The sequence below is a fragment of the Enterobacter sp. PI-10 genome (genome assembly GCF_027947695.1).
Classification (GTDB): Bacteria; Pseudomonadota; Gammaproteobacteria; order Enterobacterales; family Enterobacteriaceae; genus Enterobacter; species Enterobacter vonholyi.
On record NZ_JAJNOG010000009.1, the window covers coordinates 79,939 to 102,271 of the forward strand.

Genomic DNA, 22,333 nt, shown 5'->3' on the forward strand with positions numbered 1-22,333 from the left:
ATGAAACTTCCCAAACATGCACCAGAAAGTACTTTAATTGAGGCAAATATGCGTCATTTAAAATATATACAAAAATGTCACAATAAAAATAAAACCATTATATTTCAATGCATTACAATTAATGACTCAATTCAAAATAAACACAAAAAACTGCTCATTACAGAATTATCTCAAAACTACACAGCAGCTTTTCAGCATATTTATCCGGCAACATATCAGGTGTACATTACCTCCCATCAAGACCACTGAGATGAGGTTTCATAATTACCTTTAAGTAAGTACCCCATAACGTTACTGCATTCAGATTTAATGTTCCCATTTATGGCCTTTAACGCAGAGTTAAAAGGCGGCCGTGTTATGCAATGGATTCATGATAAACAAATGGCAAATAGATATGGAAAGATCGCTTCGCTTAAGTACATTATTCTTTTATCGCACCCCAACATTATTGTTTCTGTTATTACTCTTTCCTGTTCTGGTTCAGGGTTCGGAATCCGTTTATGAGCAACAGATTCAACAGGCGCGTAACGGTAATTACACGTCGTTTCTCGATTATCTTCAGCGTTATCAGCAGCAGCATGCCCTGACGCCTGAACACGTTGCGGACTGGTTACAGGTGGCGGCCTGGGCAGGTCATGATGACGAGGTTATTCAGGTCTGGCAGCGCTACAGCATTTATATGCCGCTGCCCGCCCGTGGCGTTGCGGCTGTCGCACAGGCCAGGAGAAATCAGAAAGCGTGGCAGCCAGCTCTGGCGCTCTGGAAAGAAGCGCTGAGCCTTGCGCCGGATAACGACGATTATCGTATCGGCTATATCAAAACCCTGGCCGATGCCCGTAAAGATACGCTTGCCCTCAAGGAAGCCCGACAGCTGGTGGCGGAGGAGCCCTCTCAGGCGCATCTTCAGACGCTGGGGTATGTCTGGTTACGCCAGGGAAAAAGCTGGGATCGGCTTTTAGCAGACGCGCGCGCGCTGAATATCGCGCCAGAAAATCACGCGCTTCTTCGCGAGCTGATCGACGCGCTAACGGATAACCGGGTCAATACTCCCGCTCTCCAGCTTTCAAAAAAGGTGGCGCTGTCCCCAGCGGAACGTCGTCGTCTAGAGCTGAATGCCGCAGCCGAAAGCGTTCGCCTTGCAGATGTGCCTGGCAGAACAGAAAAAGAGCGCCTGCAGCTTGCGCAATCTGCGCTGAATCGTTACGACGCGCTGCTGTCTCGCTGGCAAAGCGAGCCGCAGGCGGCGGAAGATATTATCCTTGCGCGTATCGACCGACTCGGCGCGCTGTATGCCCATGCTGATTACCGGCGGGTCATCAGTGAATATCAGGATCTGACGGCAGCCCGGCATCCGGTGCCGGGCTGGGCAATCGGCTGGGTGATCTCGTCCTACCTCCAGGAGAAAAATACCGCTGCCGCCTTCGCGCTTCTGCAGCGCTATCCGCAATACGCTTCCGATCCGCAGGACGAGGAACACCCGCTTTTCTACGCCTGGCTGGATACGGGAGAGTATCAGGCCGCCCGCCAGTACGTTGAGCGCCAGACCCGCAACGTCCCCTGGACCCGTTACGATTTCGGCTCCCCTACCCCTCTGCCGAACGATCGGTGGCTTGCCGGCCAGTCGCTCCGTTTTAACTATTTGCTGGCGACGAATGCCCTGCCGGAAGCCGAAAAGCTGGCGCGACGTCTGGCGACAACCGCGCCGGGCAATCAGGGATTGCAGATTGACTACGCCACGCTGCTTCAGACGCGAGGCCTGCCGCGCGCGGCCGAGCAAACGCTGAAAATGGCGGAGGCGCTGGAGCCCTCGAATCTCGAACTTGAGCAGCAGCAGGCTTACGTCGCCATGGATCTGCAGGAATGGCGGCAGATGGATTTACTGGCCGACGACGTAGTCGCCCGCGCGCCGCGCGATCGCAGCGCAAGGCGTCTGGACAGGCTCCGCACCGTCCACCATATGTCCGAGCTGCGCCTCAACGCGAGCAAGGGTTTGCACTCCGATAACCCCGTCAGCGGGACGCACGACCTCAACTGGGACGCCACGCTCTATGGCCCGCCCGTGGCGGATAGCTGGCGGCTGTTTGCCGGCACCCGCTATGCAGAGGGTAATTTCGATGAAGGCAAAGGCTCCAGCCGTCACCTGTTGGGCGGCGTCGAATGGCGGCCACGCAACCTCCAGCTCGAAGCCGAACTCTCCAGCAACCGCTATCACGGGGCAAACAAGCCGGGCGCTCGCCTCTCAACAACGTACTTTGTCACCGATAACTGGCAGGTCAGCGGCAGCCTTGAGCGCCTGTCGCGCACCACGCCCCTGCGGGCGTTACGCAACGGGATCAACGCCAACCGGGGGGAAGGCGGCGTGCGCTGGTATCAAAACGAGCGTCGTGAGTACCAGTTCAGCGCCGCCCTCAGCCGCTTCTCGGATCATAACCGCCGCCAGGAATACACCCTCACGGGCAAGGAGCGTCTCTGGCAGACCCCGTCACTGACGCTGGATCTCGAACCGGGGATCGCCGCCAGTAAAAATAGCCTGCGGGACACGCTCTACTACAACCCGGCGCGGGATCTCTCCGTGACGGCGGCCCTGGCCGTTGACCATGAGATGTACCGCCATTACGACACCCTCTGGAGCCAGCAGTTCGTGGCGGGAGGCGGCAGCTACTGGCAGAAAAATCAGTCCGCTGGCGCCATCGCCCTGCTGGGTTACGGACAGCGCGTTCAGTGGAACAACGTTATTGATACCGGCGTGATGCTGAACTGGGATAAACGCCCTTACGACGGCAAACGCGAGAGCAACCTCTCCGTCACATTAGACGCGACTTTACGCTTTTAAGGATGATTATGCTTAACACACGTTTTTCCGCGAGCCTGATACTTCTCGGCTGGCTCTGCCTCAGCGCGAGCGTCTGCGCGCAGGCATTTTCATTTATTGCGCCCAAAGCGCGGCCACAGCTGGAGGCGAGCAAACCCTGGCCGCAGAACCAGTTTCTGGTGCTGGCCTACCACGATGTAGAAGACGATGCCGCCGATCAGCGCTACCTCTCCGTGCGTACCAGCGCACTAAACGAGCAGATAAGCTGGCTGCTGCACAACGGTTATCACATCATCAGCGTGCAGGACATTCTGGATGCCCATAACGGGAAAAAAACGCTGCCGCCGAAAGCCGTTCTGCTCAGCTTTGACGACGGCTACAGCAGCTTTTATACCCGCGTCTGGCCGCTGCTTCAGGCGTGGAACGTCCCTGCGCTCTGGGCGCCGGTGGGCAGCTGGGTGGATACGCCGGAAAATCAAAAAGTTAACTTCGGCGGTCTGATGACGCCCCGCGATCGCTTCGCGACGTGGGACATGGTGCGCGAGCTCAGCCGGTCCCCGCTGATTGAGATCGGATCGCACACCTGGGCCTCGCATTACGGCATTCCGGCCAACCCGCAGGGCAGCCGCGAACCTGCCATCGCCAACCGCTTTTATGATAAAGCCACGGGCCGCTATGAAACCGATCGGCAGTTCAACCAGCGGATCGGCGATGACGTTCGTAAAGTGACTGAAAAAATCACGCAGGTAACGGGCAAGGCGCCGCGCGCCTGGGTCTGGCCCTACGGCGCCGCCAACGGCACGTCGCTCGCGATCGCCAGACAGCAGGGTTATCAGCTGGCCTTTACCCTTGAGGACGGGCTGGGGAACGTGCAGGAGCTGGGGAACATCCCTCGTCTGCTGATCTCAGGAAACCCCTCGCTCAAGGCGTTTGCCAGTACGGTAAGCCAGGTTCAGGAGCACGATCCCGTTCGCGTCATGCACGTCGATCTCGACTACGTTTACGATCCCGATCCGGCCCAGCAGACCCAAAACATCAACAAGCTGATCCAGCGGGTCTACGACATGAAAATCAGCCATGTTTTTCTGCAGGCGTTTGCCGACCCGCAGGGCGACGGCAGGATCAAGGCGCTCTATTTCCCCAACCGTCGTCTGCCGGTCCGGGCCGATCTCTTTAATTTTGTCTCCTGGCAGCTGCAAACCCGCGCGGGGGTGAAAGTCTTCGCGTGGATGCCGGTGCTCTCGTTCGATCTCGATCCTGCCCTGCCGCGCGTGCAGCGCCGGGATCGTCAAACCGGCCAGCTGCGCGAAGCCACCGAGCCCTATATCCGGCTCTCCCCGTGGGACCCGCAGGTGCGCCAGCAGGTAACGGACATCTACGAAGATCTGGCCCGCTATGCCAGCTTCAACGGGATTTTGTTCCATGACGATGCGGTGCTGACGGACGTGGACGATGGCGCTCAGAGCACAACACGTCAGAAAAGCCAGCTGCTGATTGGGTTTACCCATGCCCTGAGCCTGGCGGTGAAGCATATCCGTGGCCCGCAGATAAAAACCGCGCGCAACATGTTCGCCTTACCCATTCTTCAGCCGGAAAGCGAAGCGTGGTTCGCGCAGAATCTTGACGATTTTCTGGCGGAGTATGACTGGACGGTGCCGATGGCCATGCCGCTGATGGAGTCCATTTCGGCTGACGAGAGCGATGCCTGGCTGACGCGTCTGGTTAAAGCGGTCGCCACACGTCCCGGCGCGATCGATAAAACCATTTTTGAACTGCAGGCCAGGGACTGGGATAAGAAACCGCAGCGCGCCGTTTCTGATAGCCAGCTTGCGCAGTGGATGCGCGTGCTCCAGCTGAACGGCGTCAAAAACTACGGTTACTACCCCGATGATTTCATCAACAACCAACCTGATATCTCACGCATCAGGCCTGTATTTTCTTCGTACTGGTACCCTGACAATGACTGATCGCATTATCGCCTTTTCTATTTTATGTCTGGTATTCGGGTTGCCATTGGGCGTGGCCGCCCTCTTTACCGGCGAGCTGATTCTGGATTTTGTGTTCTTCTGGCCGCTGTTCATGTCCGTGCTCTGGATAACCGGCGGGCTCTATTTCTGGTTTCAGCTTGAACGCCACTGGTCGTGGGATAAAGACACGCCCGCCCCGACGCTCGCCGGTGAGCCGCTCATCTCCATTCTGATCCCCTGCTTTAACGAGGGACGAAATGCCCGGGAGACCATCAGCGCCGCGCTGGATCAGCGGTATGAAAATATAGAAGTTATCGCCATCAACGACGGCTCGTCTGACAACACGGCGCAGGTGCTGCAGGCGCTGGCGCTGGAACAGCCGCGCCTGCGGGTGATTAATCTCGCGGAAAATCAGGGGAAAGCGCTGGCGCTCAAAGCCGGCGCGGCGGCGGCCCGGGGCGATCTGCTGGTCTGCATTGACGGTGACGCCCTGCTCGATCGCGATACGGCAGCGTATCTGGTGGCACCGCTGATTCAGTATCCCCATGTCGGGGCGGTCACCGGGAACCCGCGTATTCGCACGCGCTCCACGCTGATCGGCCGCATTCAGGTGGGCGAGTTCTCATCGATTATCGGGCTCATCAAGCGGACGCAGCGGATCTATGGCCGGGTCTTTACCGTCTCGGGCGTCATCGCCGCCTTTCGTCGACAGGCGCTGGCGGACGTCGGGTACTGGAGCCCGGACATGATCACCGAAGACATCGACATCAGCTGGAAGCTCCAGCTGCGCCACTGGGATATCTTTTTCGAGCCGCGGGCGCTGTGCTGGATCCTGATGCCGGAGACGCTCAAGGGCCTGTGGAAACAGCGTTTGCGCTGGGCTCAGGGCGGCGCGGAGGTGTTTCTGGTCAACCTTCGCAGGATTGTGCGCTGGGAGCATCACCGCATGTGGCCCCTTTTTATCGAGTACGCCCTGTCAACGCTGTGGGCCTTCGCGTACGCCATGACGGTGCTGTTATTTATTCTCAGCCATATCGCCCCTGTTCCTGCCAGGCTGACAGTGGAGAGCCTCTTTCCACCGGAGTTTACCGGGCTACTGCTGGGCGTGATGTGCCTCCTGCAGTTCCTGGTCAGCCTGTTCATCGAGCGGCGCTATGAACGTAAGGTGGCCAGCTCGCTTTTCTGGGTGATCTGGTTCCCGATGGTGTACTGGATGATCGGCCTGTTCACCACCCTCGTCGCCTTTCCAAAAGTCATGCTTAAACGCCAGCGCGCCCGCGCGCGCTGGATCAGTCCGGACCGGGGAAAAGGAAGCCTTCAATGAACGAAAATACCTTAATACTGACCGAACATCGGCTGTTGCCACGTCTTTTCGATGCCGCGTTAACGCTGGTGGCGTGGGGAGGCTTTCTGTTTTTCCTGTATGCCCGGCTCTGGATGCAGCTAACCGAGGAGAGCGACCACAGCTGGGGCGTGATTATTGCGTCCTTTAATACGGTATTGCTCTACCTGCTGTTCGCCGCACTCAACGGCTGGCTGCTGATTTTGTGGTATCAGTACAATCGCCGCCGCGCCCACATCAGGCGGCGCCAGCCGGGTTATTTGCAGGAGGAGGAGCTGGCCCGCAGCTTTAATGTCTCACCGCAGATCATCTCAGAGATGAGCCAGTACAACCTGCTGACGGTCTATCATGACCAGATTGGCCGCATCATCGATCTGAAGATCAACGGGCAGGAAGAGGAAAAACAGTAACGAAAAGCCCCCGCAGGATATCCTGCGGGGGCTTTTTTATTGCGGGTAAGAACTACTTATCTTTAACCACGATCAGCGGCTCAATATCGCTCTCTTTCTTCACCACCAGCGAGTCATCGCCGCGCAGACAGGTCCCACCGTAGTTCCCGCCCACGGTAAAGGTACAGACCTGAATGTACTTGCCGTCGACGTTTGGCAGACACCACAGCTGCTGGTAGATATTCTTGCGGTCGACAAACTTGCCGCTGGATTTATCCAGAAGCTCGTCCTGGGCGCTGATCAGGTCGATATTGCTGCCGCAGCGTCCGGCAATCGGCTTAACGGCGTATCCGGTCTGCTTCAGCAGATCGTTGACCTCAAAATCGGTGTCGAGCAGGTAACGGTGATTCGGGAACAGTTGCCACAGCACCGGAAGAATCGCCTTGTTGCCTGGAATAACGGTCCACAGCGGTTCAAAGACCAGCACCTCCGGGCGCAGCAGAACGTCAATCAGGCGCACTTCGCCTTCAGGATGTCCGGTGCGGATCGGCACGGCGGCGTATTCGGTTTCGCTGACCTCGCGGATCTGCTCTATCGCCGTTTCCCACGCCCAGGTTTTCCACACGCAGTTGACGTGGCGATCCTCGTCGTCAATCAGCTGCCCGGCGGCATCCCAGCTGAGCGCCCCCAGCCCGTGGAGGATTTTGGTCTCAAACCCGGCCTGCATCAGCGAACGCTGAATAAAGAGCGCGTGATAGTCCTCTTCGACATCGTTGTCCTGCATGATGTGGACGAACGGCCGCGCGTGGCTGTGCTTCCAGGCGCCGGTCAGCTCTTCCAGCAGGCCTTCCGCCGGGTTATGCCCGTTGCCGCGATAGCCGTTTTTCACCCACTCTTCGAGAATCAGCCCGCCCTCGGTATGGCAGGAGGCGGAGTCGGCGTTGTACTCGTAGACCTTGATGCCGCGCTCATCCATGCAGAAATCCATACGACCGGTGATCATATGGTGACGACGCCACTGCCAGGAGAGGCGCAGGCGCGGCCAGAGGATTTTCGGGATGTCGAAAAGCGCCAGCAGGCTGTCGTCTTTCAGCACCTTGTCCGTGGCGTGCAGGTACATCAGATGCAGTTCGTTGGTGGCCTTGATCAGCTCCTGTTCGGCGCTTTCGGTAATGGTGAAGTACTGGCAGGGATCTTTGTTGATCACGTGGCCGTTGGCGCGGATATACGCCTGCTGCAGCGCGTCATTTTCGTTGAGCCACTTGCCGTCGAACTGACGTTTGTTTTTCAGCCGCGCGCCGCTGATTTTCAGCAGTTCACCGTCGATTTCCGGCTGGGGAATGCTGTGTTCCGTATCCTCGGTCTGGATCATCCAGCCGAGAATTTCCGTGTCGCTGAAGGTGTCGTGGAGGGTGTAACACCCGTTCTCCACGCTCAGGCGCAGCTCGCGCGTCCACTGCTGCCCGAGCGGCAGCGGGGAGTGAATCACGTTCTGCTCCGCAATACGCACCCTATCGTCCAGAAGCTGGGTGATCACCGCCACGTGGCCGGTCTCGTGAAACTCGCCGCCCTTTTGCCAGATCAGCAGCGCTCCGGCGCGCGGGGCGCGTTTTGAACCGTTGGCAAAGGCCTGAAGGGGCAGAATGTTATCGTTCACCACCTGACGCAAAAAGCGCAGAGAGAAGATCTCCCACGCCATACCGACGTCGGTAAACACAAAGCCATAGTTGAGGAACAGGAAACGGCGGGCAAACTCAACGCACTGCCACTTGTGGCCCATGTATTCGTTGCCGATGTAGCTGCGAAAATCCGCGTCTTCCGGGTATTTTCGCGGGTCCAGACTGCCGTAATTTGAAGAGTAAATCGCCACGCCACCGGGCGCATAGCCTAACAATGTCCCGAATGGCGCATCACTGCTTAACTTTCCTTTACGCATGTATCCAACCTAAAACAGGCAGGCGGCAATTTTTTATGGGTTGTCGTCGTCTGCACGTTGTAATTAACCTGACAGAGGGACATTTATCATACACCTGCGCGGCGCATTAACTACATGTTAAACAGCCAGCACGCCGCGAAATGCCCTGGCGCGATATCCTGCATCGCAGGCTCCTGCGTCTGGCAAACCGGCATGGCGTGCGGGCATCGGCTGCAAAACTTACAGCCCGGCAGCGCGGACGTAGGGCCGGGCATTTCACCGCGCAGGGTTGCGTCTTCAAGGTTGCGAATCCGCGGGTCGGGCTGGGGAACCGCCGCCAGCAGCGCGCGGGTATAAGGGTGCGCCGGACGCTGATACAGTTCATTCGCCGGGGCCACCTCCACCAGTTTACCGAGATACATCACCCCAATGCGGCTGGAGATATGGCGCACCATCGAGAGATCGTGGGCGATAAACAGATAGGTCAGCCCCAGCTCCTGCTGCAGGTCCTGCAGAATATTCACCACCTGCGCCTGCACCGAAACGTCCAGCGCCGAGAGCGGCTCATCGCACAGCACAAATTCGGGACGCACAGACAACGCGCGGGCAATACTGATGCGCTGACGCTGCCCGCCGCTGAACTCATGCGGGAACCGTTCAAGGTGCTCCTGCTTCAGCCCCACTTTGTAGAGCAGCGTTTCCGTCCGTTCCCGCTGTTCTTCACGGCTGTAGCCGTGGATCTGCATCGGCTCGGCCACCAGCTGTCGCACCGTCATGCCTGGGTTGAGCGAGGAGTAAGGATCCTGAAAAATCGCCTGCATCCGCTTGCGCAGCGGCTTGAGTTCTTTTTCGCGGGCGTGGGCAATCGCCTGCCCGGCGAAGTGGATCTCGCCCGCGGTAATATCGAAAAGGCGCAGGATGGCGCGTCCGAGCGTCGATTTCCCGCAGCCGGACTCTCCCACCAGGCCAAACGTCTCGCCGGGCTGGATATCAAAGCTCACGCCATCAACCGCCTTCACGGCCGCGCCTTTACGCAGCAGACCGCCGTTAAGCTGATAGTGCTTGCGCAGATCGCGCACGCTCACTAATGGTGCCTGTTGTTCACTCATGCATGAGTCTCCTTATCGGCCCATAGCCAGCAGGCGGCGCGATGGCCCTCTCCGGCGGTGTAAAATGCGGGCTGCCGTTCACACTGGGGCATGCGTTTTGGGCAGCGTTCGGCGAACGGGCAGCCCGGCGGCGGGTTAAGCAGGCCGGGCGGCGAACCTTCAATAGGCGATAGACGCTGATTGACCTCATCCGGGCGCGGCAGCGAGGCCAGCAGCCCCTGGGTGTAAGGATGCGCAGGGCGATAAAAAATGTCCTCTACGCTGCCCTCCTCCATCACCAGCCCGCCGTACATCACCACCACGCGGCTGCAGACCTGCGCCACCACGCCGAGATCGTGGGTGATCAGCAGAATCGCGGTTTGGGTCTGCTGCTGCAGGCTTTTCAGCAGTCGCAGGATCTGAGCCTGAATGGTGACGTCCAGCGCGGTGGTCGGCTCATCGGCGATAAGCAGCTTCGGGTTGCAGGAGAGCGCAATGGCGATCATCACCCGCTGGCGCATCCCGCCGCTGAACTCGTGAGGATACTGGTCGTATCGGCGTTCCGCCTCGGCAATCCCCACCTGTTCCAGCATGGCGATCGCCGCCGCTTTGGCCGCTTTTTTCGACAGCTTTTTATTTCGCACCAGGATCTCAGACATCTGCTTGCCGATAGTGAGCACCGGGTTCAGGGCGGTCATCGGATCCTGAAAAATCATCGCGATCTCGTTGCCGCGAATAGCGCGCATCTGCGCAGGGGTTTTCTGCGCCAGATCGTCATTCTGGAAGCGAATGCTGCCGCCGGTGATCCGTCCGTTGCTCCCCAGAAGCTGGATAATCGACTTACAGGTGACGCTTTTTCCGCAGCCCGACTCGCCAACAATGCCGACAAGTTCTCCCGGCTGCACCTGAAAGCTTACGCCGCGCACCGCGTGAACTTCGCCCTCGCGGGTGCGGAAGGTGGTTTGCAGGTTATCAAGCGCTAATAAGCTACTCATCGCGATTCGCTCCCGGCTCAAAGGCGGTACGGAAGACATCGCCGAGCACGTTAAAGCTGAACACCGTCAGCAGGATCAGGATACCGGGGAACATCGCCAACCACGACGCTTCGCCAATATAAGACTGGGCGTTGTTGAGCATGCTTCCCCACGACGCCGCCGGCGCCTGCACACCCAGCCCTAAGAAGCTGAGCGTCGACTCCATCAGAATGGCCGAGGCGATATTGAGCGTGGCGGCCACGATAATGGTCGGCAGCACGCCGGGAATAATGTGGCGCACGATAATACGCAGCGGGTTTTCCCCCGACGCGCGGGCATAAAGCACGTACTCGCGCTCTTTCACCGACAGGGTTTCTGCGCGCACCAGCCGCGACATGTTCATCCACGTCAGCAGGCTGATGATCAGAATGATGTTATCCACGCCCGGCTTGAGGTAAGCATTCACCACCAGCAGCAGGAAGAAGGCCGGAATGGCCATCAGGATATCCACGGCGCGCATCATCAGGTTATCCAGCCAGCCGCCAAAATAGCCGCTCACCGTGCCCACCACCGTGCCGATAAGCGTGGAAAAGAGCATGGCGAGAAAACCGACCATCAGGGAGATCTGGCCGCCATAAAGCGCGCGGGTGAAGTAGTCGCGTCCGTACTCGTCGGTGCCGAACCAGTGTGCGGCATCCGGCGGTAACGTGCGTGCGCCGAGCGCCATCCGATCCGGATCGTACGGACTTAACCCCGCACAGAGCGCGGCGACAATGAAAATAAAAAGCACAAACAGGGAGAACTGCGCCGGACGGTTGCGGCGCAGCTGGTGACGAACCTGCTGCCAGCGTCTGCTCATCCGGGTTACCTCAGCGTACGAATGCGTGGATCGGCGAAGCGATAAAGCAGATCGGCGATCAGGTTACCGACGATCAGCATCATCGACGAGAGCATGATGATCGCCATGATCAGCGGGTAGTCCAGCGAGGCGATCGACTGGATCCCGAGCAGCCCCATCCCCGGCCAGGAGAAGACGCTTTCCGTCACGTAGGCCCCCACAATCAGCTCACCGAACGACAGTCCGAACAGGGTGATCACCGGCAGCAGCACGTTTTTCAGCACGTGCCTAAACAGAATGCTGGAACGCGTGGCGCCGTAGGCAAGCTGGGTTTGCACGTAGTCGGCCGAGAGCTGCGAGATGGTGTTGGAGCGGATGTAGCGCACGTAGCTGGAGAGGTTGTAGAACGTGAGGGCAATACACGGCAGTACGCCGTGACGCAGCACGTCCAGCGCGTTATCTTCCATGCCGATGGTGCGCATTCCCATGCTGGGGAACCAGCTAAGCTGCACGGCAAAGACCGTAATGAGCAAGATGCCGAACCAGAAAATCGGCACCGAAATGCCGATATAGGCGAACAGGTTAAGCAGGTGATCCAGCCAGCGATGCTTGAATGCCCCCGCCAGCAGGCCCAGCGGGATCGCCAGCACGATCGCCAGCAGCAGCGACGCGCCCATCAGCCCCAGCGTGGCCGGAATGCGTTCGCCGATCATCTCCAGCACCGGGCGGTGGTAGATCAGCGAATAGCCGAGATCGCCCTGCAGGACATTTTTCAGCCACAGGACGTACTGCGTCACCAGCGGCTTATCCAGCCCCAGGCTCTGGCGAATACGTTCGATATCTTCCGGAGCCATACGCGGCGTAATGTACGCCGCCACCGGATCGCCGGGCGCGAGCTTGACCAGCAAAAACGCCACCAGCGAAATAAAGAACAGCATCGGCAGCAGCTGCAGCAGCCGACGCGTGAGAAGTGTGTTCACGACGTGCCCTTACCAAGGCCCCGACCCGACGGCCGGGGCAATCGCTTATTTCTGATAGATTTTTGACAGATCCTGGAACAGATAGACCGGTTTCGGCTCCGCTTCCTGGGTGCCGCCGAAACGCTTGTCTACCGCGACGGTCGCATTGGTATAGGCGATTGGGTAGTACGTCATGTCGTTCGCCACGGTCTGCTGAATTTGCTTGTAGATATCGGCACGTTTTGCGGCGTCGGTTTCCACGGCGCCTTTATCCCACAGGGCATCAAACTGCGGATTTTTGTAGTGCGCGTAGTTATAGGCTTCGTTGCTCATGAACAGCGATTTGTAGCCGTCCGGCTCTGAGCCCATGATGTAGCCGCCCAGGTTCAGCTCCCACGCGGTGTTGTTCATGTCGAGGCTGCGCTGGGACATGGCGTTGGAGTCCAGCGGCATCAGCTCCACGTTCACACCAATGCCCTTCAGCGCCTGCTGAATGTAGAGCGCCATGCTCTCCTGGGTTTTGTTGGTATTCACATACGCCAGGCGCAGCTTGAGGTTGTCCGGCGCGCCGGACGCTTTAAGCAGCTCTTTAGCTTTTTGCAGGTCGAATTTGTACTGCTCGACGTCATCCGTCTTGTAAAGCGTATCGGGCGTCAGGAAGGACGTCGCCGGTTTGGCGTAGTCCAGCGAGGTAAAGGCGGTCTGGGTCAGCTCGTCTTTGTTGATGGCGTAAGCAATGGCCTGACGCAATTCTTTGCTCTTCATTACCGGCACGTTCTGGTTGAACGTCATATAGGCCAGACGGCCTTCCGGATAGACCACGAAGTCAAACTTACCGGTATTTTTCAGGCGGTTTACGTCCTGCGGGTCAACCATCTTGAGGTTGATTTCACCGTTTTGCAGCGCCAGGTTGGCGGCGTTACTGTCTTTGGCGAAACGGTAGGTGACTGAATCAAGCTTCGCTTTGCCGTTCCAGTAATCGTCAAAACGGGTCAGGGCGTAATATTGTCCGGCGCGGTACTCTTTAAATTTGAACGGCCCGGAGCCGACCGGCGCATCGTTTTTGCTGCTCTTTTCCAGGTCGCCTTCGCCGGCGAACACGTGCTGCGGGATCGGGTAGATCTGTACCAGGGTGCCGGTAAAGGCCGCGCTAACCTGCGGTAAGGTGAACTTAACGGTGCGGTCGTCAACCTTGCTTACCTGTACCGGCTTATCGCCGTAGGTAAACATGCTGCGGAAGAAGCTGTGCTGTTTGGCATCGAGCAGCTTGTTGAACGTAAAGACCACGTCGTCCGCCGTCAGCGGCTGACCGTCCTGCCATTTCAGGTTCGGTTTTAACGTCAGGGTGTAGCTCAGGTTGTCGGCGGAGGGCGTGAGGCTTTCCGCCAGGCCCCACTCGATCTTGCCGTTATTAAAGCTGTACAGCGGGGCATACAACGCCTGCATGATGGTTAACGTTGTGCGGTCGCTGGCATAGAGTGGATTAACGGCTAACGGGTCGCCGGAGGTAATACCGATAATCAGCGAACCGCCCGCTTTTGGCGCGTCGCTTTTTGACGCCGCGGCCGTATTTGTCTCTTTATTTTTCGCATCATCACAGCCCGCCAGGCCTAACGCGAGCGAAACGACCACTGCCGATAACAGAAGCTTGCGCATCTCACTAACTCCTTGCCTAATAAAGTGTTTATAACTGCATCTTTTATTTATGTTGAAGCATCATATTCAGCTTTATCGTTTTACGCATTAATTATGAAAATGCGATTTTCGATTAAGCTTATGCCGGATTTGATATATATAAGCAGCAGAAGGAATAGCGGTTAATTGCTTGCGCTCACAACGTTAAACGGTTCACAAATCTCCTGCTACACTGCCTCAACACATCACTCAAAAGGCAGGCCAACATGTCAGACAACACGTATCAGCCACCCAAAGTGTGGGAATGGAAAAAGAACAACGGCGGCGCGTTCGCCAACATTAACCGTCCGATTTCCGGCGCAACGCATGAGAAAGATCTGCCCGTGGGCTCCCACCCGCTGCAGCTTTACTCTCTCGGGACACCGAACGGCCAGAAAGTGACGATCATGCTCGAAGAGCTGCTGGCGCTGGGCGTGACGGGCGCGGAGTACGACGCGTGGTTGATCCGCATCGGCGAGGGCGATCAGTTCTCCAGCGGCTTCGTTGAGGTGAACCCGAACTCGAAAATACCGGCGCTGCGTGACCACTCCACGAACCCGCCAACCCGCGTATTTGAATCCGGCAATATCCTGCTCTACCTGGCAGAGAAATTCGGCCACTTCCTGCCGAAAGATCCGGCGGGGCGCACCGAAACGCTGAACTGGCTGTTCTGGCTGCAGGGCGCGGCGCCGTTCCTCGGCGGCGGTTTTGGCCACTTCTACAACTACGCGCCGGTAAAAATTGAGTACGCAATTGACCGCTTTACCATGGAAGCCAAACGCCTGTTCGACGTGCTGGATAAACAGCTGGCGCGTGGTCGCTACGTGGCGGGTGAGGAGTACACCATCGCGGATATGGCAATCTGGCCATGGTTCGGCTGCGTGGCGCTGGGCAGCGTGTACAACGCCGCCGAGTTCCTGGATGCAGAGAAGTACACCAACGTCCAGCGCTGGGCGAAAGACGTGGCGAATCGCCATGCCGTTAAGCGCGGACGTATCGTTAACCGCACCAGCGGCGAGCTGAACGAGCAGCTCCACGAGCGCCATGCGGCGAGCGACTTCGAGACCAATACGGAAGATAAGCGTCAGGCGTAATGTTCCGCCGGGCGGATCCCCGCCCGGCAGCTGAGATCCTTGCCCAGGGCATGATTAGCTTAAAGGTTGAACCGGTATTGCTGGCACTATCTGGACGTTTTTCTCGCGTCAGAGAGTGAGAAATGACGTATCAACCGACAGCAGTCACAAAGGATCTGTTATGAAACTTATTAAAACAACGCTGGTTATCAGCGCCCTCATTTTCTCCACCTCGGGAATGGCCATCGACAAAACTGCAGCTGGCGCGGTAGCAGGCGCGGCGATTGGCGCGGCCACTGGCAAAGATCTGAAATCGACCGTTGGCGGCGCCGTTGTTGGCGCAGGCACGGGTGCTATGTTCAAAAACGGCGGCAAAGGTAAAGCCGCGCGTAAAGGCGGTGCGGTAGGTGCTGCCGTGGGCGCAGGTGCCGCGGCGGTGACCGGCAAGAGCGTGCTGAAAGGTGCAGCCGTTGGTGCGGGCACGGGTGCGCTGATTGGTGAGGCGACGCACTGATACATACAGCCGGGCAGCGCTGCGTTTGCCCGGTATTAATCACATCCCCGATGACGCTTTCCGCTTATTGTCCGTGTCTCATTCCTAATATTTTTCATTACCACATTAATACTTAATATCCCGCGCTTTTTGCCGTCCGGCCTGTTTCATCTGACGTTTATCCTGGCGGCAGTCGTGATTACTCTGGTTATTGTTCGCCACGCAGGTCTGCTTCACCTGCCGTGACGCGTCGCGGGTTTCCTGCCTGACATCACGCGCCACGCGCCGTTCCTGCGCCTGTTGGGTCGCATCGGCAAAAACCGAGAACATCATCAGAAAAATGAAAGAGAGAACAGGGATGAGAGATAACGATCTGTTCATAGCAACACCTCACAGAAGAGAGCCCAGAACGTCAGGGGGGTTAGCAAAAGAATAGCAGTTTCAACGCGAACTGAATGGGGAAGGCGTTAATAATACAAGGCCGCATCCGGCGGCCTTGAAACGTTGCGTTATGCCGTCAGGCGGAACTTTTGCACCGAGCGCTGAAGCTCTTCGGTCTGACGCTCCAGCGCCGCCGCCGCCGCGGAAACTTCTTCAACCAGCGAGGCGTTTTGCTGGGTAACGCCGTCCATCTGGGTAATGGCAATTCCGACCTGCGAAATGCCCTTACTCTGCTCCTCTGAGGCCGAGGCAATTTGCTTCATAATGGTCGTCACTTCCGTTACGTCCCGCAAAATCGCATCCATGGTGGTGCCGGTGTCGCTCACCAGCTGCGCCCCCTGCTCTACGCGGGAAACGGAGTCGGTAATCAGCCCTTCAATCTCTTTTGCCGCGTTGGCGCTGCGGCTTGCCAGGTTGCGAACTTCACCTGCCACTACCGCGAAACCACGCCCCTGTTCACCCGCGCGCGCCGCTTCAACCGCCGCATTGAGCGCCAGAATATTGGTCTGGAAGGCAATGCTGTTGATAACGTTAGTGATTTCAGCGATTTTCTTCGAGCTTTCCGAAATACCGCTCATGGTGGTCACCACCTCTTCCACCAGCGAGCCGCCGCGGCTGGCGGTAGTTGAGGCCACATCGGCCAGCTGGCTGGCCTGACGCGCGCTTTCCGCATTCAGTTTCACCGTGGCGGTCAGCTGTTCCATGCTGGCTGCCGTCTCTTCCAGCGCAGCCGCCTGCTCTTCGGTACGGGAAGAGAGATCGTTGTTACCGCTGGAGATTTCCGTCGCGCCGCGCCAGATATTTTCACTGCCGGAGCGGATCGTGCTGACCGCTTCGCGCAGGCTGTCCTGCATGGCGCTCAGCAGCGGCACCAGCTGGCCCACGCAGTTGCGGCCGAACGGCTCAATGGGCTGGCTGAGGTCGCCCTGGGCAATCTGGCGGAACTGCTGGCGAATGCGATCCAGCGGTTTGACCAGCATCGCCACCAGGTAACGGTCGGTGAAGAGCAGGATCAGCAGGCCGATAATCGTGGCAACGATAATCACCGTGCGGGTCATACTTGTCAGGCCGTCCACCACCACGCGGGTGCTGTCGAGCGACTTCGCGGCGGCATTGTTGAACTCCTCAGCGGCCGCACCAAACGCGCGGCTCAGCGGCGGCGTGACGTTGTTGGCCTGCTGGCGATACCCCTCCAGAGCCCCCTGCTTCGCCTGCTGCATTTGCGGCGTTACGCCCTGTTCAAGCAGCGCCTGCCAGGTGCCAATCACCCTGGAAGAGATCTGCTCATCCATCGGGCCTGGGGAGATCGCCTTCATCTCGGCCAGTTTCTTTCCCATGTTATCCAGCGCCTGTTGGGCAGAGGACAGATCCGGCGTGCCGCCTGCGGCTTTGACTTCCATTGCGCGGCTCAGACGGGTCACAAAGCGAAAATATTGATCGTTACCCTGGCTGAGTACCGTCATCTGTTTAACCAGCTGGCGATCGACTTCGTTGCCATCTGAAACGCGAGAAAGGGACCAGGTGCTGTACAAGCCAACACCCGCCCACATTAAACAAAAGATCCCGAGAATCGTCAGCATGACGAAGCGGATCGTGAAATTACGGAGCATATTCATAAGTCTTCCTTGCCGTGAGGGTGAGTTCGCCCAGAGGCGAGTACTACTCTCGTTATCGGCAGGAAAGAGGGAAATTATAACGTTTTGTGATCATTTTTAATTAGCGTGGCTTCACTGGTCACACAGCAGTTGTTAACCATCAGGCCCGAGCTTAGTGATGTAATTTGTGATGTGGTAAGTTCAGAATGAAAACGTTGTTTCGAAAATTTCATCAATAAGAAAGGAGACATCATGTCCTGGCACCCTTACCCCGGCCGCTATGAGAATATGCAATACCGTTATTGCGGCAAAAGTGGCCTGCGCCTGCCCGCGCTGTCGCTGGGACTGTGGCATAGCTTCGGCCACGTCCAGCCTCTTGATGCCCAACGCGCGCTGCTGCGAAAAGCCTTCGACCTCGGCATCACTCATTTCGATCTTGCCAATAACTACGGACCACCGCCGGGTAGCGCGGAAGAGAATTTCGGCCGCCTGCTGCGGGAAGATTTTGCCGCATACCGCGACGAACTGGTTATCTCCACCAAGGCGGGTTATGACATGTGGCCTGGGCCGTACGGTTCCGGCGGTTCACGCAAATATCTGCTCGCCAGCCTCGACCAGAGCCTGAAGCGTCTGGGCGTCGAGTACGTCGATATTTTCTACTCCCACCGCGTGGATGAAAACACCCCGATGGAAGAGACGGCATCCGCGCTGGCCCATGCCGTGCAGAGCGGAAAAGCGCTGTATGTGGGGATTTCCTCCTACTCGACAGATCGCACACAAAAAATGGCCGAGCTGCTGCGCGAGTGGAAGATCCCCCTGCTGATCCACCAGCCGTCCTATAACCTGCTTAACCGCTGGGTCGATAAGACCGGCTTGCTGGATGCACTGGAAGCAAACGGTACGGGCTGTATTGCCTTCACCCCGCTGGCGCAGGGGCTGCTGACCGGGAAATACCTGAACGGTATCCCTGAAGGATCACGCATGCAGCGCGAAGGAAATAAAGTGCGCGGCCTGACGCAAAAGATGCTCACCGACGCCAACCTGAGCAGCCTTCGCCTGCTGAATGAGATGGCGCAGGCGCGCGGACAAACCATGGCGCAGATGGCACTAAGCTGGCTGCTGAAAGATGCGCGCGTGACGTCCGTGCTGATTGGCGCAAGCCGCCCGGAACAGCTGGAAGAGAATGTACAGGCGCTGGAAAACCTGCGCTTTACGGAGGACGAACTCAAGCGGATTGACCAGCATGTTGCGGATGGGGAGTTGAATCTGTGGCAGGCGTCGTCTGATAAATAATGCCGCACCGAGCAGTCCCCTCTCCCCTTTGGGGAGAGGGTTAGGGTGAGGGGTAAGGCGTACTTTACTTCTTACTGATCTTATCCAGATACCCCATCACAAACGCAGACAGCACAAACGTCAGATGGATAATGACGTACCACATCAGTTTGTTATCCGGCACGTTCTTCGCGTCCATAAATACGCGTAGCAGGTGGATAGAAGAGATCGCCACAATCGACGCGGCCACTTTATTCTTCAGCGACGAGGCATCCATTTTGCCCAACCAGCTGAGCTTCTCTTTACGCTCGTCGATATCAAGCTGGGAGACGAAATTCTCGTAGCCGGAGAACATCACCATCACCAGCAGCCCACCCACCAGGGTCATATCCACCAGCGAGAGCAGAACCAGAATCAAATCCGCTTCGGCAATGGAAAAGATATTCGGCAGAACGTGCAGGATTTCCTGAAAGAACTTAATCGTCAGCGCGATAAGCGCCAGCGAAAGGCCAAAATAGACGGGGGCCAGTATCCAGCGAGAGGCGTACATGGCATTTTCAAAAAAGCGTTCCATAGAGTCCTGTTTGCAAAAGAAACCAGCGCCCAGTATATCTCAACGGCGCTGACTGTTTGCAATAACTCAACGGTACGTCACTCAGACGTTGTCTGGATTAACTTCCGGACGTGCGTACTCCGGCCAGACAAGCGCCACCAGTTCAGGATAGGCTTCCAGACTGAACTCGCGAAAACACTGCCGCAAATTCAATACGTCCAGATCGGAATAAGATACCTTTTCTCCGTTAAGACAGCGCTTTTTGATATTGTCATAATATTTATAGACTGCTGAATTCAGATCGCTACAGCGACGCTGCGCCTCAAACAGTCCGGGCGTGTCATTAATTTCCGACATTTTCATGCGCTTAATTGTCGCATGTAAAAAGTCGATATATTCGTGGTTCACCCGCCAGTACCAGACAGGCGTAACGGAGTTCATCAATACAGAGAAATGGTCTTCACCTTCCTCTTTTGTCATCAGTTCAGGTTGTGGGGGCTCACTGGCGTCTTTCGACACTTTCGTTTTATTGAACTCCTGCATCAATAAAAGCACACCAGCGGTCAATAATAGTAATGTGATGACCGTAAAAAAGATGCTGTTCATGGGTAGGCTCCATTTTTTTTGATTTTAAATTTGCCTCATGATATTGTCAACGAATCTCACGCCTTTACCAACCCCACCCTGTTGAAATTAAAGGAAATTAAAAATGCTGCCCGACTATCTCGTCCCGGCTAAGTACCACATTACGCCTGTGGAACAGCAACCGACGGAAGCAGAAAAAGAGGCCAGTTTCACTCAGGGGAAAAGAAAGCTCTCTGATTTCGAGCCCGATATATTAATTGGTGTTTCCCGAACTGGCAAATCGCGAAATATGTTGCTGGAAGAGCACGATCGTCATATAAAAGACCGCTTATTTCGCGCTATAAAAATTGAAGCCTTTGTCCACCTGCTGAATGACCTACAGGCCGAGGGGGAAATAGATGCCCAGAAACTAAGTCAAATAATAGCCGAGAAAACCGAAGAAATTAATGAAGCGGGCAATGAAATTTGGCTTAATTTAATTACGCGCGAAAAAAACAACCCAATTTTTTATAGCCTGGGGGAAGATTAACGTGAAAGAAGTTAAAAATAACGACGTTTATTTGACTTTAGATGATAAAAAAAGTGATGAATTTATCTTAAAGCAAAATCTCGACGCGCTACGAAACACAAAAAATGACGAGATGACGCGCATTACACAAGACCTGGTATCGATCCCGGCGACGCTGGTTCGGCTTAAATGGCAGAATCGCCGTGAAATTTATCCGCTGCAGGTCAAAGAAGAAATTTACGGTGCCGTGATGAATGCCATCATTGAACAGCGGCCAGAGCTTAAAGAGAAGCTTCTGGGGCGCCTCGAGGCCAATTATCAGTATCTGCTCGCCAGAGAAATCGCCACCCTGCGTCTGACGCGCAAGCTGTCAGACGGTGAGTACCGTACCTCAAACGTCACCTGCGTTGCGCTTGATGAGGACGCGTTGGCAACCCCTTCTGCCGCACCAACGAATAACAAAAGCGCATAAACCGACAGGCATAAAAAAAGCCGGCTTTCGCCAGCTTCTTTATCACTTCGAGGCCGCCTTTTCTTCGCCGACCAGTCCAATCTTCAGGTAACCCGCCTGATGCAGCGTGTCCATTACCTTCATCATGGTTTCATAATCAACGGTTTTATCCGCACGGAAGAAGACCGTAGTGTCTTTCTTTCCGCCCGTAAGCTGCTCCAGCGCCGGGATGACTGAGTCGGCCGTCACCGGGTCGTTCCCGAGGAACATGGATTTATCCGCTTTCACCGACAGGTAAATAGGCTTCTCCGGGCGCGGCTGGGGCTGGCTGGAAGATGCCGGCAGATTCACCTTCACATCCACCGTCGCCAGCGGTGCAGCTACCATGAAGATAATCAGCAGAACCAGCATGACGTCGATAAACGGCGTCACGTTGATTTCATGCATTTCGCCGTTATCGTCCAGATTTTCGTTTAGACGCATCGCCATACTATTAACCTGCGCGCAGTTTAGACGCAGCATGCACCGGCTTAACCGAGCTGGCATTCAGATCGAGATCGCGACTTTGCAGCAGCAGAACCTGCGCGGCAACGTCTCCGAGAGTCGCTTTATAGCTGCCAATCATACGCGCGAAGATATTGTAGATGACCACCGCCGGGATAGCGGCAACCAGACCGATTGCTGTCGCCAGCAGCGCTTCTGCGATACCCGGCGCCACGACCGCCAGGTTGGTAGTTTGGGTCTGCGCGATACCGATAAAGCTGTTCATGATGCCCCAGACCGTGCCGAAAAGACCGATGAACGGTGAGATCGCGCCGATGGTAGCCAGATAACCATTGCCGCGCCCCATGTGTCGGCCAACGGCCGCAACGCGACGCTCCAGGCGGAAACCGGTACGCTCTTTGATGCCTTCGTTATCTTCACTGCCAGCGGAGAGTTCCAGCTCGTTCTGCGCTTCATTCACGAGCAGGGTGGTCAGGCTTTTCGCGTGGAAAGATGATGTCATATCTGAAGCCTGATCCAGAGAGCGGGCTTCAGCCAGCTGCTGCTGTTCCCGCTTCAGGCGACGCTTCTGCGAAAGCAACTCGGTACTTTTGCTGAAGAAGATAGCCCAGGTGACAACGGACGCCAGAATCAGGCCGATCATCACAATCTTAACCACGATGTCAGCATGCTGATACATGCCCCAAACGGAGAGATCCGTCTGCATCAAATTATTACCCACTCTGTATCTCCAGGACGCAAATCACAAAATCTGAGCGTAATAATATCAAAACGTCGTCGAATTGATAGTAGTTCTCATTAGTATTTGCATGGTGCCGTAATTTTCGCTCACTTTCCTTGCGCTTACGCAGTAAAAATTTCTTATGCGGTTTTTTGCTAATATTTTCTGCTTATTCGATA

At 56.5% G+C, this 22,333-nt stretch carries 22 protein-coding genes; 10 read left to right on the plus strand and 12 right to left on the minus strand.

The annotated features are described in order from the left end of the window. From LRM19_RS17710 to pgaD, 5 genes are all read left to right on the plus strand, one after another. On the plus strand, window positions 1-249 hold the full coding sequence (locus tag LRM19_RS17710; protein WP_271369541.1) for a hypothetical protein: 249 nt from the start codon (window positions 1-3) through the stop codon (window positions 247-249). A gap of 145 nt (window positions 250-394) precedes the next feature. After that, the gene (pgaA, locus tag LRM19_RS17715; protein WP_271369542.1) at window positions 395-2,833 is read left to right on the plus strand and encodes a poly-beta-1,6 N-acetyl-D-glucosamine export porin PgaA; all 2,439 of its coding nucleotides are present in this window, start codon (window positions 395-397) and stop codon (window positions 2,831-2,833) included. Window positions 2,834-2,841: 8 nt separating this feature from the next. Further along, window positions 2,842-4,779, plus strand: coding sequence for a poly-beta-1,6-N-acetyl-D-glucosamine N-deacetylase PgaB (gene pgaB / locus LRM19_RS17720; protein ID WP_271369543.1), 1,938 nt, complete (start codon window positions 2,842-2,844; stop codon window positions 4,777-4,779). Next, window positions 4,772-6,103: a poly-beta-1,6-N-acetyl-D-glucosamine synthase gene (pgaC, locus tag LRM19_RS17725; RefSeq protein ID WP_115876262.1), complete on the plus strand. Its 1,332-nt coding sequence runs from the start codon at window positions 4,772-4,774 to the stop codon at window positions 6,101-6,103. The genes pgaB and pgaC overlap by 8 nt, the downstream gene beginning before the upstream one ends. Further along, on the plus strand, window positions 6,100-6,531 hold the full coding sequence (gene pgaD / locus LRM19_RS17730) for a poly-beta-1,6-N-acetyl-D-glucosamine biosynthesis protein PgaD (protein ID WP_271369544.1): 432 nt from the start codon (window positions 6,100-6,102) through the stop codon (window positions 6,529-6,531). The genes pgaC and pgaD overlap by 4 nt, the downstream gene beginning before the upstream one ends. A 52-nt stretch (window positions 6,532-6,583) precedes the next feature. On the opposite strand, the gene gss is transcribed toward pgaD, so the two are convergent. The 6 genes from gss to LRM19_RS17760 form a co-directional block, all read right to left on the minus strand. Continuing rightward, entirely contained in the window at window positions 6,584-8,446 is a 1,863-nt protein-coding gene (gene gss / locus LRM19_RS17735; protein ID WP_271369545.1) for a bifunctional glutathionylspermidine amidase/synthase, read from the minus strand. A gap of 110 nt (window positions 8,447-8,556) precedes the next feature. After that, window positions 8,557-9,534: an ABC transporter ATP-binding protein gene (locus tag LRM19_RS17740; RefSeq protein ID WP_271369546.1), complete on the minus strand. Its 978-nt coding sequence runs from the start codon at window positions 9,532-9,534 to the stop codon at window positions 8,557-8,559. Then, complete coding sequence (locus LRM19_RS17745) at window positions 9,531-10,508, minus strand: ABC transporter ATP-binding protein (protein ID WP_127732302.1); 978 nt, start codon at window positions 10,506-10,508, stop codon at window positions 9,531-9,533. Before LRM19_RS17745 ends, LRM19_RS17740 begins: the two co-directional genes overlap by 4 nt. Further along, entirely contained in the window at window positions 10,501-11,346 is an 846-nt protein-coding gene (locus tag LRM19_RS17750; RefSeq protein WP_115876267.1) for an ABC transporter permease, read from the minus strand. Before LRM19_RS17750 ends, LRM19_RS17745 begins: the two co-directional genes overlap by 8 nt. A 5-nt stretch (window positions 11,347-11,351) precedes the next feature. Beyond that, on the minus strand, window positions 11,352-12,305 hold the full coding sequence (locus LRM19_RS17755; RefSeq protein ID WP_149367632.1) for an ABC transporter permease: 954 nt from the start codon (window positions 12,303-12,305) through the stop codon (window positions 11,352-11,354). Between the two features lie 45 nt (window positions 12,306-12,350). Continuing rightward, the gene (locus LRM19_RS17760; RefSeq protein ID WP_271369547.1) at window positions 12,351-13,940 is read right to left on the minus strand and encodes an ABC transporter substrate-binding protein; all 1,590 of its coding nucleotides are present in this window, start codon (window positions 13,938-13,940) and stop codon (window positions 12,351-12,353) included. A gap of 245 nt (window positions 13,941-14,185) precedes the next feature. On the opposite strand from LRM19_RS17760, the gene yghU reads away from it, so the two are divergent. Together yghU and LRM19_RS17770 are read left to right on the plus strand one after the other, a co-directional pair. Beyond that, window positions 14,186-15,052 (plus strand): glutathione-dependent disulfide-bond oxidoreductase, encoded by an 867-nt coding sequence (gene yghU / locus LRM19_RS17765; RefSeq protein ID WP_115876270.1) that lies wholly within the window; start codon window positions 14,186-14,188, stop codon window positions 15,050-15,052. 160 nt (window positions 15,053-15,212) lie between these two features. Beyond that, on the plus strand, window positions 15,213-15,545 hold the full coding sequence (locus LRM19_RS17770) for a hypothetical protein (RefSeq protein ID WP_029740720.1): 333 nt from the start codon (window positions 15,213-15,215) through the stop codon (window positions 15,543-15,545). A 105-nt stretch (window positions 15,546-15,650) separates the two neighbouring features. Here LRM19_RS17770 and LRM19_RS17775 read toward each other — a convergent pair whose 3' ends face one another. Further along, complete coding sequence (locus LRM19_RS17775) at window positions 15,651-15,905, minus strand: hypothetical protein (protein ID WP_115876271.1); 255 nt, start codon at window positions 15,903-15,905, stop codon at window positions 15,651-15,653. Window positions 15,906-16,033: 128 nt separating this feature from the next. After that, on the minus strand, window positions 16,034-17,581 hold the full coding sequence (locus LRM19_RS17780) for a methyl-accepting chemotaxis protein (RefSeq protein ID WP_045403971.1): 1,548 nt from the start codon (window positions 17,579-17,581) through the stop codon (window positions 16,034-16,036). 231 nt (window positions 17,582-17,812) lie between these two features. On the opposite strand from LRM19_RS17780, the gene LRM19_RS17785 reads away from it, so the two are divergent. Continuing rightward, a complete protein-coding gene (locus tag LRM19_RS17785; protein ID WP_111963267.1) occupies window positions 17,813-18,853 on the plus strand; it encodes an aldo/keto reductase in 1,041 nt (346 codons plus the stop codon). Window positions 18,854-18,917: 64 nt separating this feature from the next. Here the strand turns inward: LRM19_RS17785 and LRM19_RS17790 are convergent, their stop codons facing one another. Both LRM19_RS17790 and LRM19_RS17795 read right to left on the minus strand, forming a co-directional pair. Further along, on the minus strand, window positions 18,918-19,406 hold the full coding sequence (locus tag LRM19_RS17790; RefSeq protein WP_008499805.1) for a TIGR00645 family protein: 489 nt from the start codon (window positions 19,404-19,406) through the stop codon (window positions 18,918-18,920). Window positions 19,407-19,487: 81 nt separating this feature from the next. Then, window positions 19,488-19,991, minus strand: a complete 504-nt coding sequence (locus LRM19_RS17795) for an ESA_00282 family adhesion-associated protein (RefSeq protein ID WP_111963268.1) — start codon at window positions 19,989-19,991, stop codon at window positions 19,488-19,490. 103 nt (window positions 19,992-20,094) lie between these two features. On the opposite strand from LRM19_RS17795, the gene LRM19_RS17800 reads away from it, so the two are divergent. Both LRM19_RS17800 and LRM19_RS17805 read left to right on the plus strand, forming a co-directional pair. Next, complete coding sequence (locus LRM19_RS17800; RefSeq protein WP_032659974.1) at window positions 20,095-20,499, plus strand: hypothetical protein; 405 nt, start codon at window positions 20,095-20,097, stop codon at window positions 20,497-20,499. A 1-nt stretch (window position 20,500) separates the two neighbouring features. Beyond that, window positions 20,501-20,950 carry a cytoplasmic protein gene (locus LRM19_RS17805; protein WP_115876276.1) on the plus strand — a complete coding sequence of 150 codons (450 nt, stop codon included), beginning with the start codon at window positions 20,501-20,503 and terminating at the stop codon, window positions 20,948-20,950. Between the two features lie 42 nt (window positions 20,951-20,992). Here LRM19_RS17805 and exbD read toward each other — a convergent pair whose 3' ends face one another. Both exbD and exbB read right to left on the minus strand, forming a co-directional pair. Then, window positions 20,993-21,418 (minus strand): TonB system transport protein ExbD, encoded by a 426-nt coding sequence (gene exbD, locus LRM19_RS17810; protein ID WP_023309173.1) that lies wholly within the window; start codon window positions 21,416-21,418, stop codon window positions 20,993-20,995. Window positions 21,419-21,422: 4 nt separating this feature from the next. Further along, a complete protein-coding gene (exbB, locus tag LRM19_RS17815; protein ID WP_271369548.1) occupies window positions 21,423-22,154 on the minus strand; it encodes a tol-pal system-associated acyl-CoA thioesterase in 732 nt (243 codons plus the stop codon). Window positions 22,155-22,333 lie beyond the last annotated feature (179 nt).

What these genes read in the sequence shown, in the direction of transcription:
- gss (WP_271369545.1), bottom strand. Translation starts at nt 8,446, where the DNA reads ATGCGTAAAGGAAAGTTAAGCAGTGATGCGCCATTCGGGACATTGTTA.
- LRM19_RS17795 (WP_111963268.1), bottom strand. Translation starts at nt 19,991, where the DNA reads ATGAACAGCATCTTTTTTACGGTCATCACATTACTATTATTGACCGCT.
- LRM19_RS17780 (WP_045403971.1), bottom strand. Translation starts at nt 17,581, where the DNA reads ATGAATATGCTCCGTAATTTCACGATCCGCTTCGTCATGCTGACGATT.
- LRM19_RS17745 (WP_127732302.1), bottom strand. Translation starts at nt 10,508, where the DNA reads ATGAGTAGCTTATTAGCGCTTGATAACCTGCAAACCACCTTCCGCACC.
- LRM19_RS17770 (WP_029740720.1), top strand. Translation starts at nt 15,213, where the DNA reads ATGAAACTTATTAAAACAACGCTGGTTATCAGCGCCCTCATTTTCTCC.
- pgaC (WP_115876262.1), top strand. Translation starts at nt 4,772, where the DNA reads ATGACTGATCGCATTATCGCCTTTTCTATTTTATGTCTGGTATTCGGG.
- LRM19_RS17790 (WP_008499805.1), bottom strand. Translation starts at nt 19,406, where the DNA reads ATGGAACGCTTTTTTGAAAATGCCATGTACGCCTCTCGCTGGATACTG.
- pgaA (WP_271369542.1), top strand. Translation starts at nt 395, where the DNA reads ATGGAAAGATCGCTTCGCTTAAGTACATTATTCTTTTATCGCACCCCA.
- LRM19_RS17710 (WP_271369541.1), top strand. Translation starts at nt 1, where the DNA reads ATGAAACTTCCCAAACATGCACCAGAAAGTACTTTAATTGAGGCAAAT.
- pgaD (WP_271369544.1), top strand. Translation starts at nt 6,100, where the DNA reads ATGAACGAAAATACCTTAATACTGACCGAACATCGGCTGTTGCCACGT.
- exbD (WP_023309173.1), bottom strand. Translation starts at nt 21,418, where the DNA reads ATGGCGATGCGTCTAAACGAAAATCTGGACGATAACGGCGAAATGCAT.
- LRM19_RS17740 (WP_271369546.1), bottom strand. Translation starts at nt 9,534, where the DNA reads ATGAGTGAACAACAGGCACCATTAGTGAGCGTGCGCGATCTGCGCAAG.
- pgaB (WP_271369543.1), top strand. Translation starts at nt 2,842, where the DNA reads ATGCTTAACACACGTTTTTCCGCGAGCCTGATACTTCTCGGCTGGCTC.
- LRM19_RS17760 (WP_271369547.1), bottom strand. Translation starts at nt 13,940, where the DNA reads ATGCGCAAGCTTCTGTTATCGGCAGTGGTCGTTTCGCTCGCGTTAGGC.
- LRM19_RS17800 (WP_032659974.1), top strand. Translation starts at nt 20,095, where the DNA reads ATGCTGCCCGACTATCTCGTCCCGGCTAAGTACCACATTACGCCTGTG.
- LRM19_RS17785 (WP_111963267.1), top strand. Translation starts at nt 17,813, where the DNA reads ATGTCCTGGCACCCTTACCCCGGCCGCTATGAGAATATGCAATACCGT.
- yghU (WP_115876270.1), top strand. Translation starts at nt 14,186, where the DNA reads ATGTCAGACAACACGTATCAGCCACCCAAAGTGTGGGAATGGAAAAAG.
- LRM19_RS17775 (WP_115876271.1), bottom strand. Translation starts at nt 15,905, where the DNA reads ATGAACAGATCGTTATCTCTCATCCCTGTTCTCTCTTTCATTTTTCTG.
- LRM19_RS17750 (WP_115876267.1), bottom strand. Translation starts at nt 11,346, where the DNA reads ATGAGCAGACGCTGGCAGCAGGTTCGTCACCAGCTGCGCCGCAACCGT.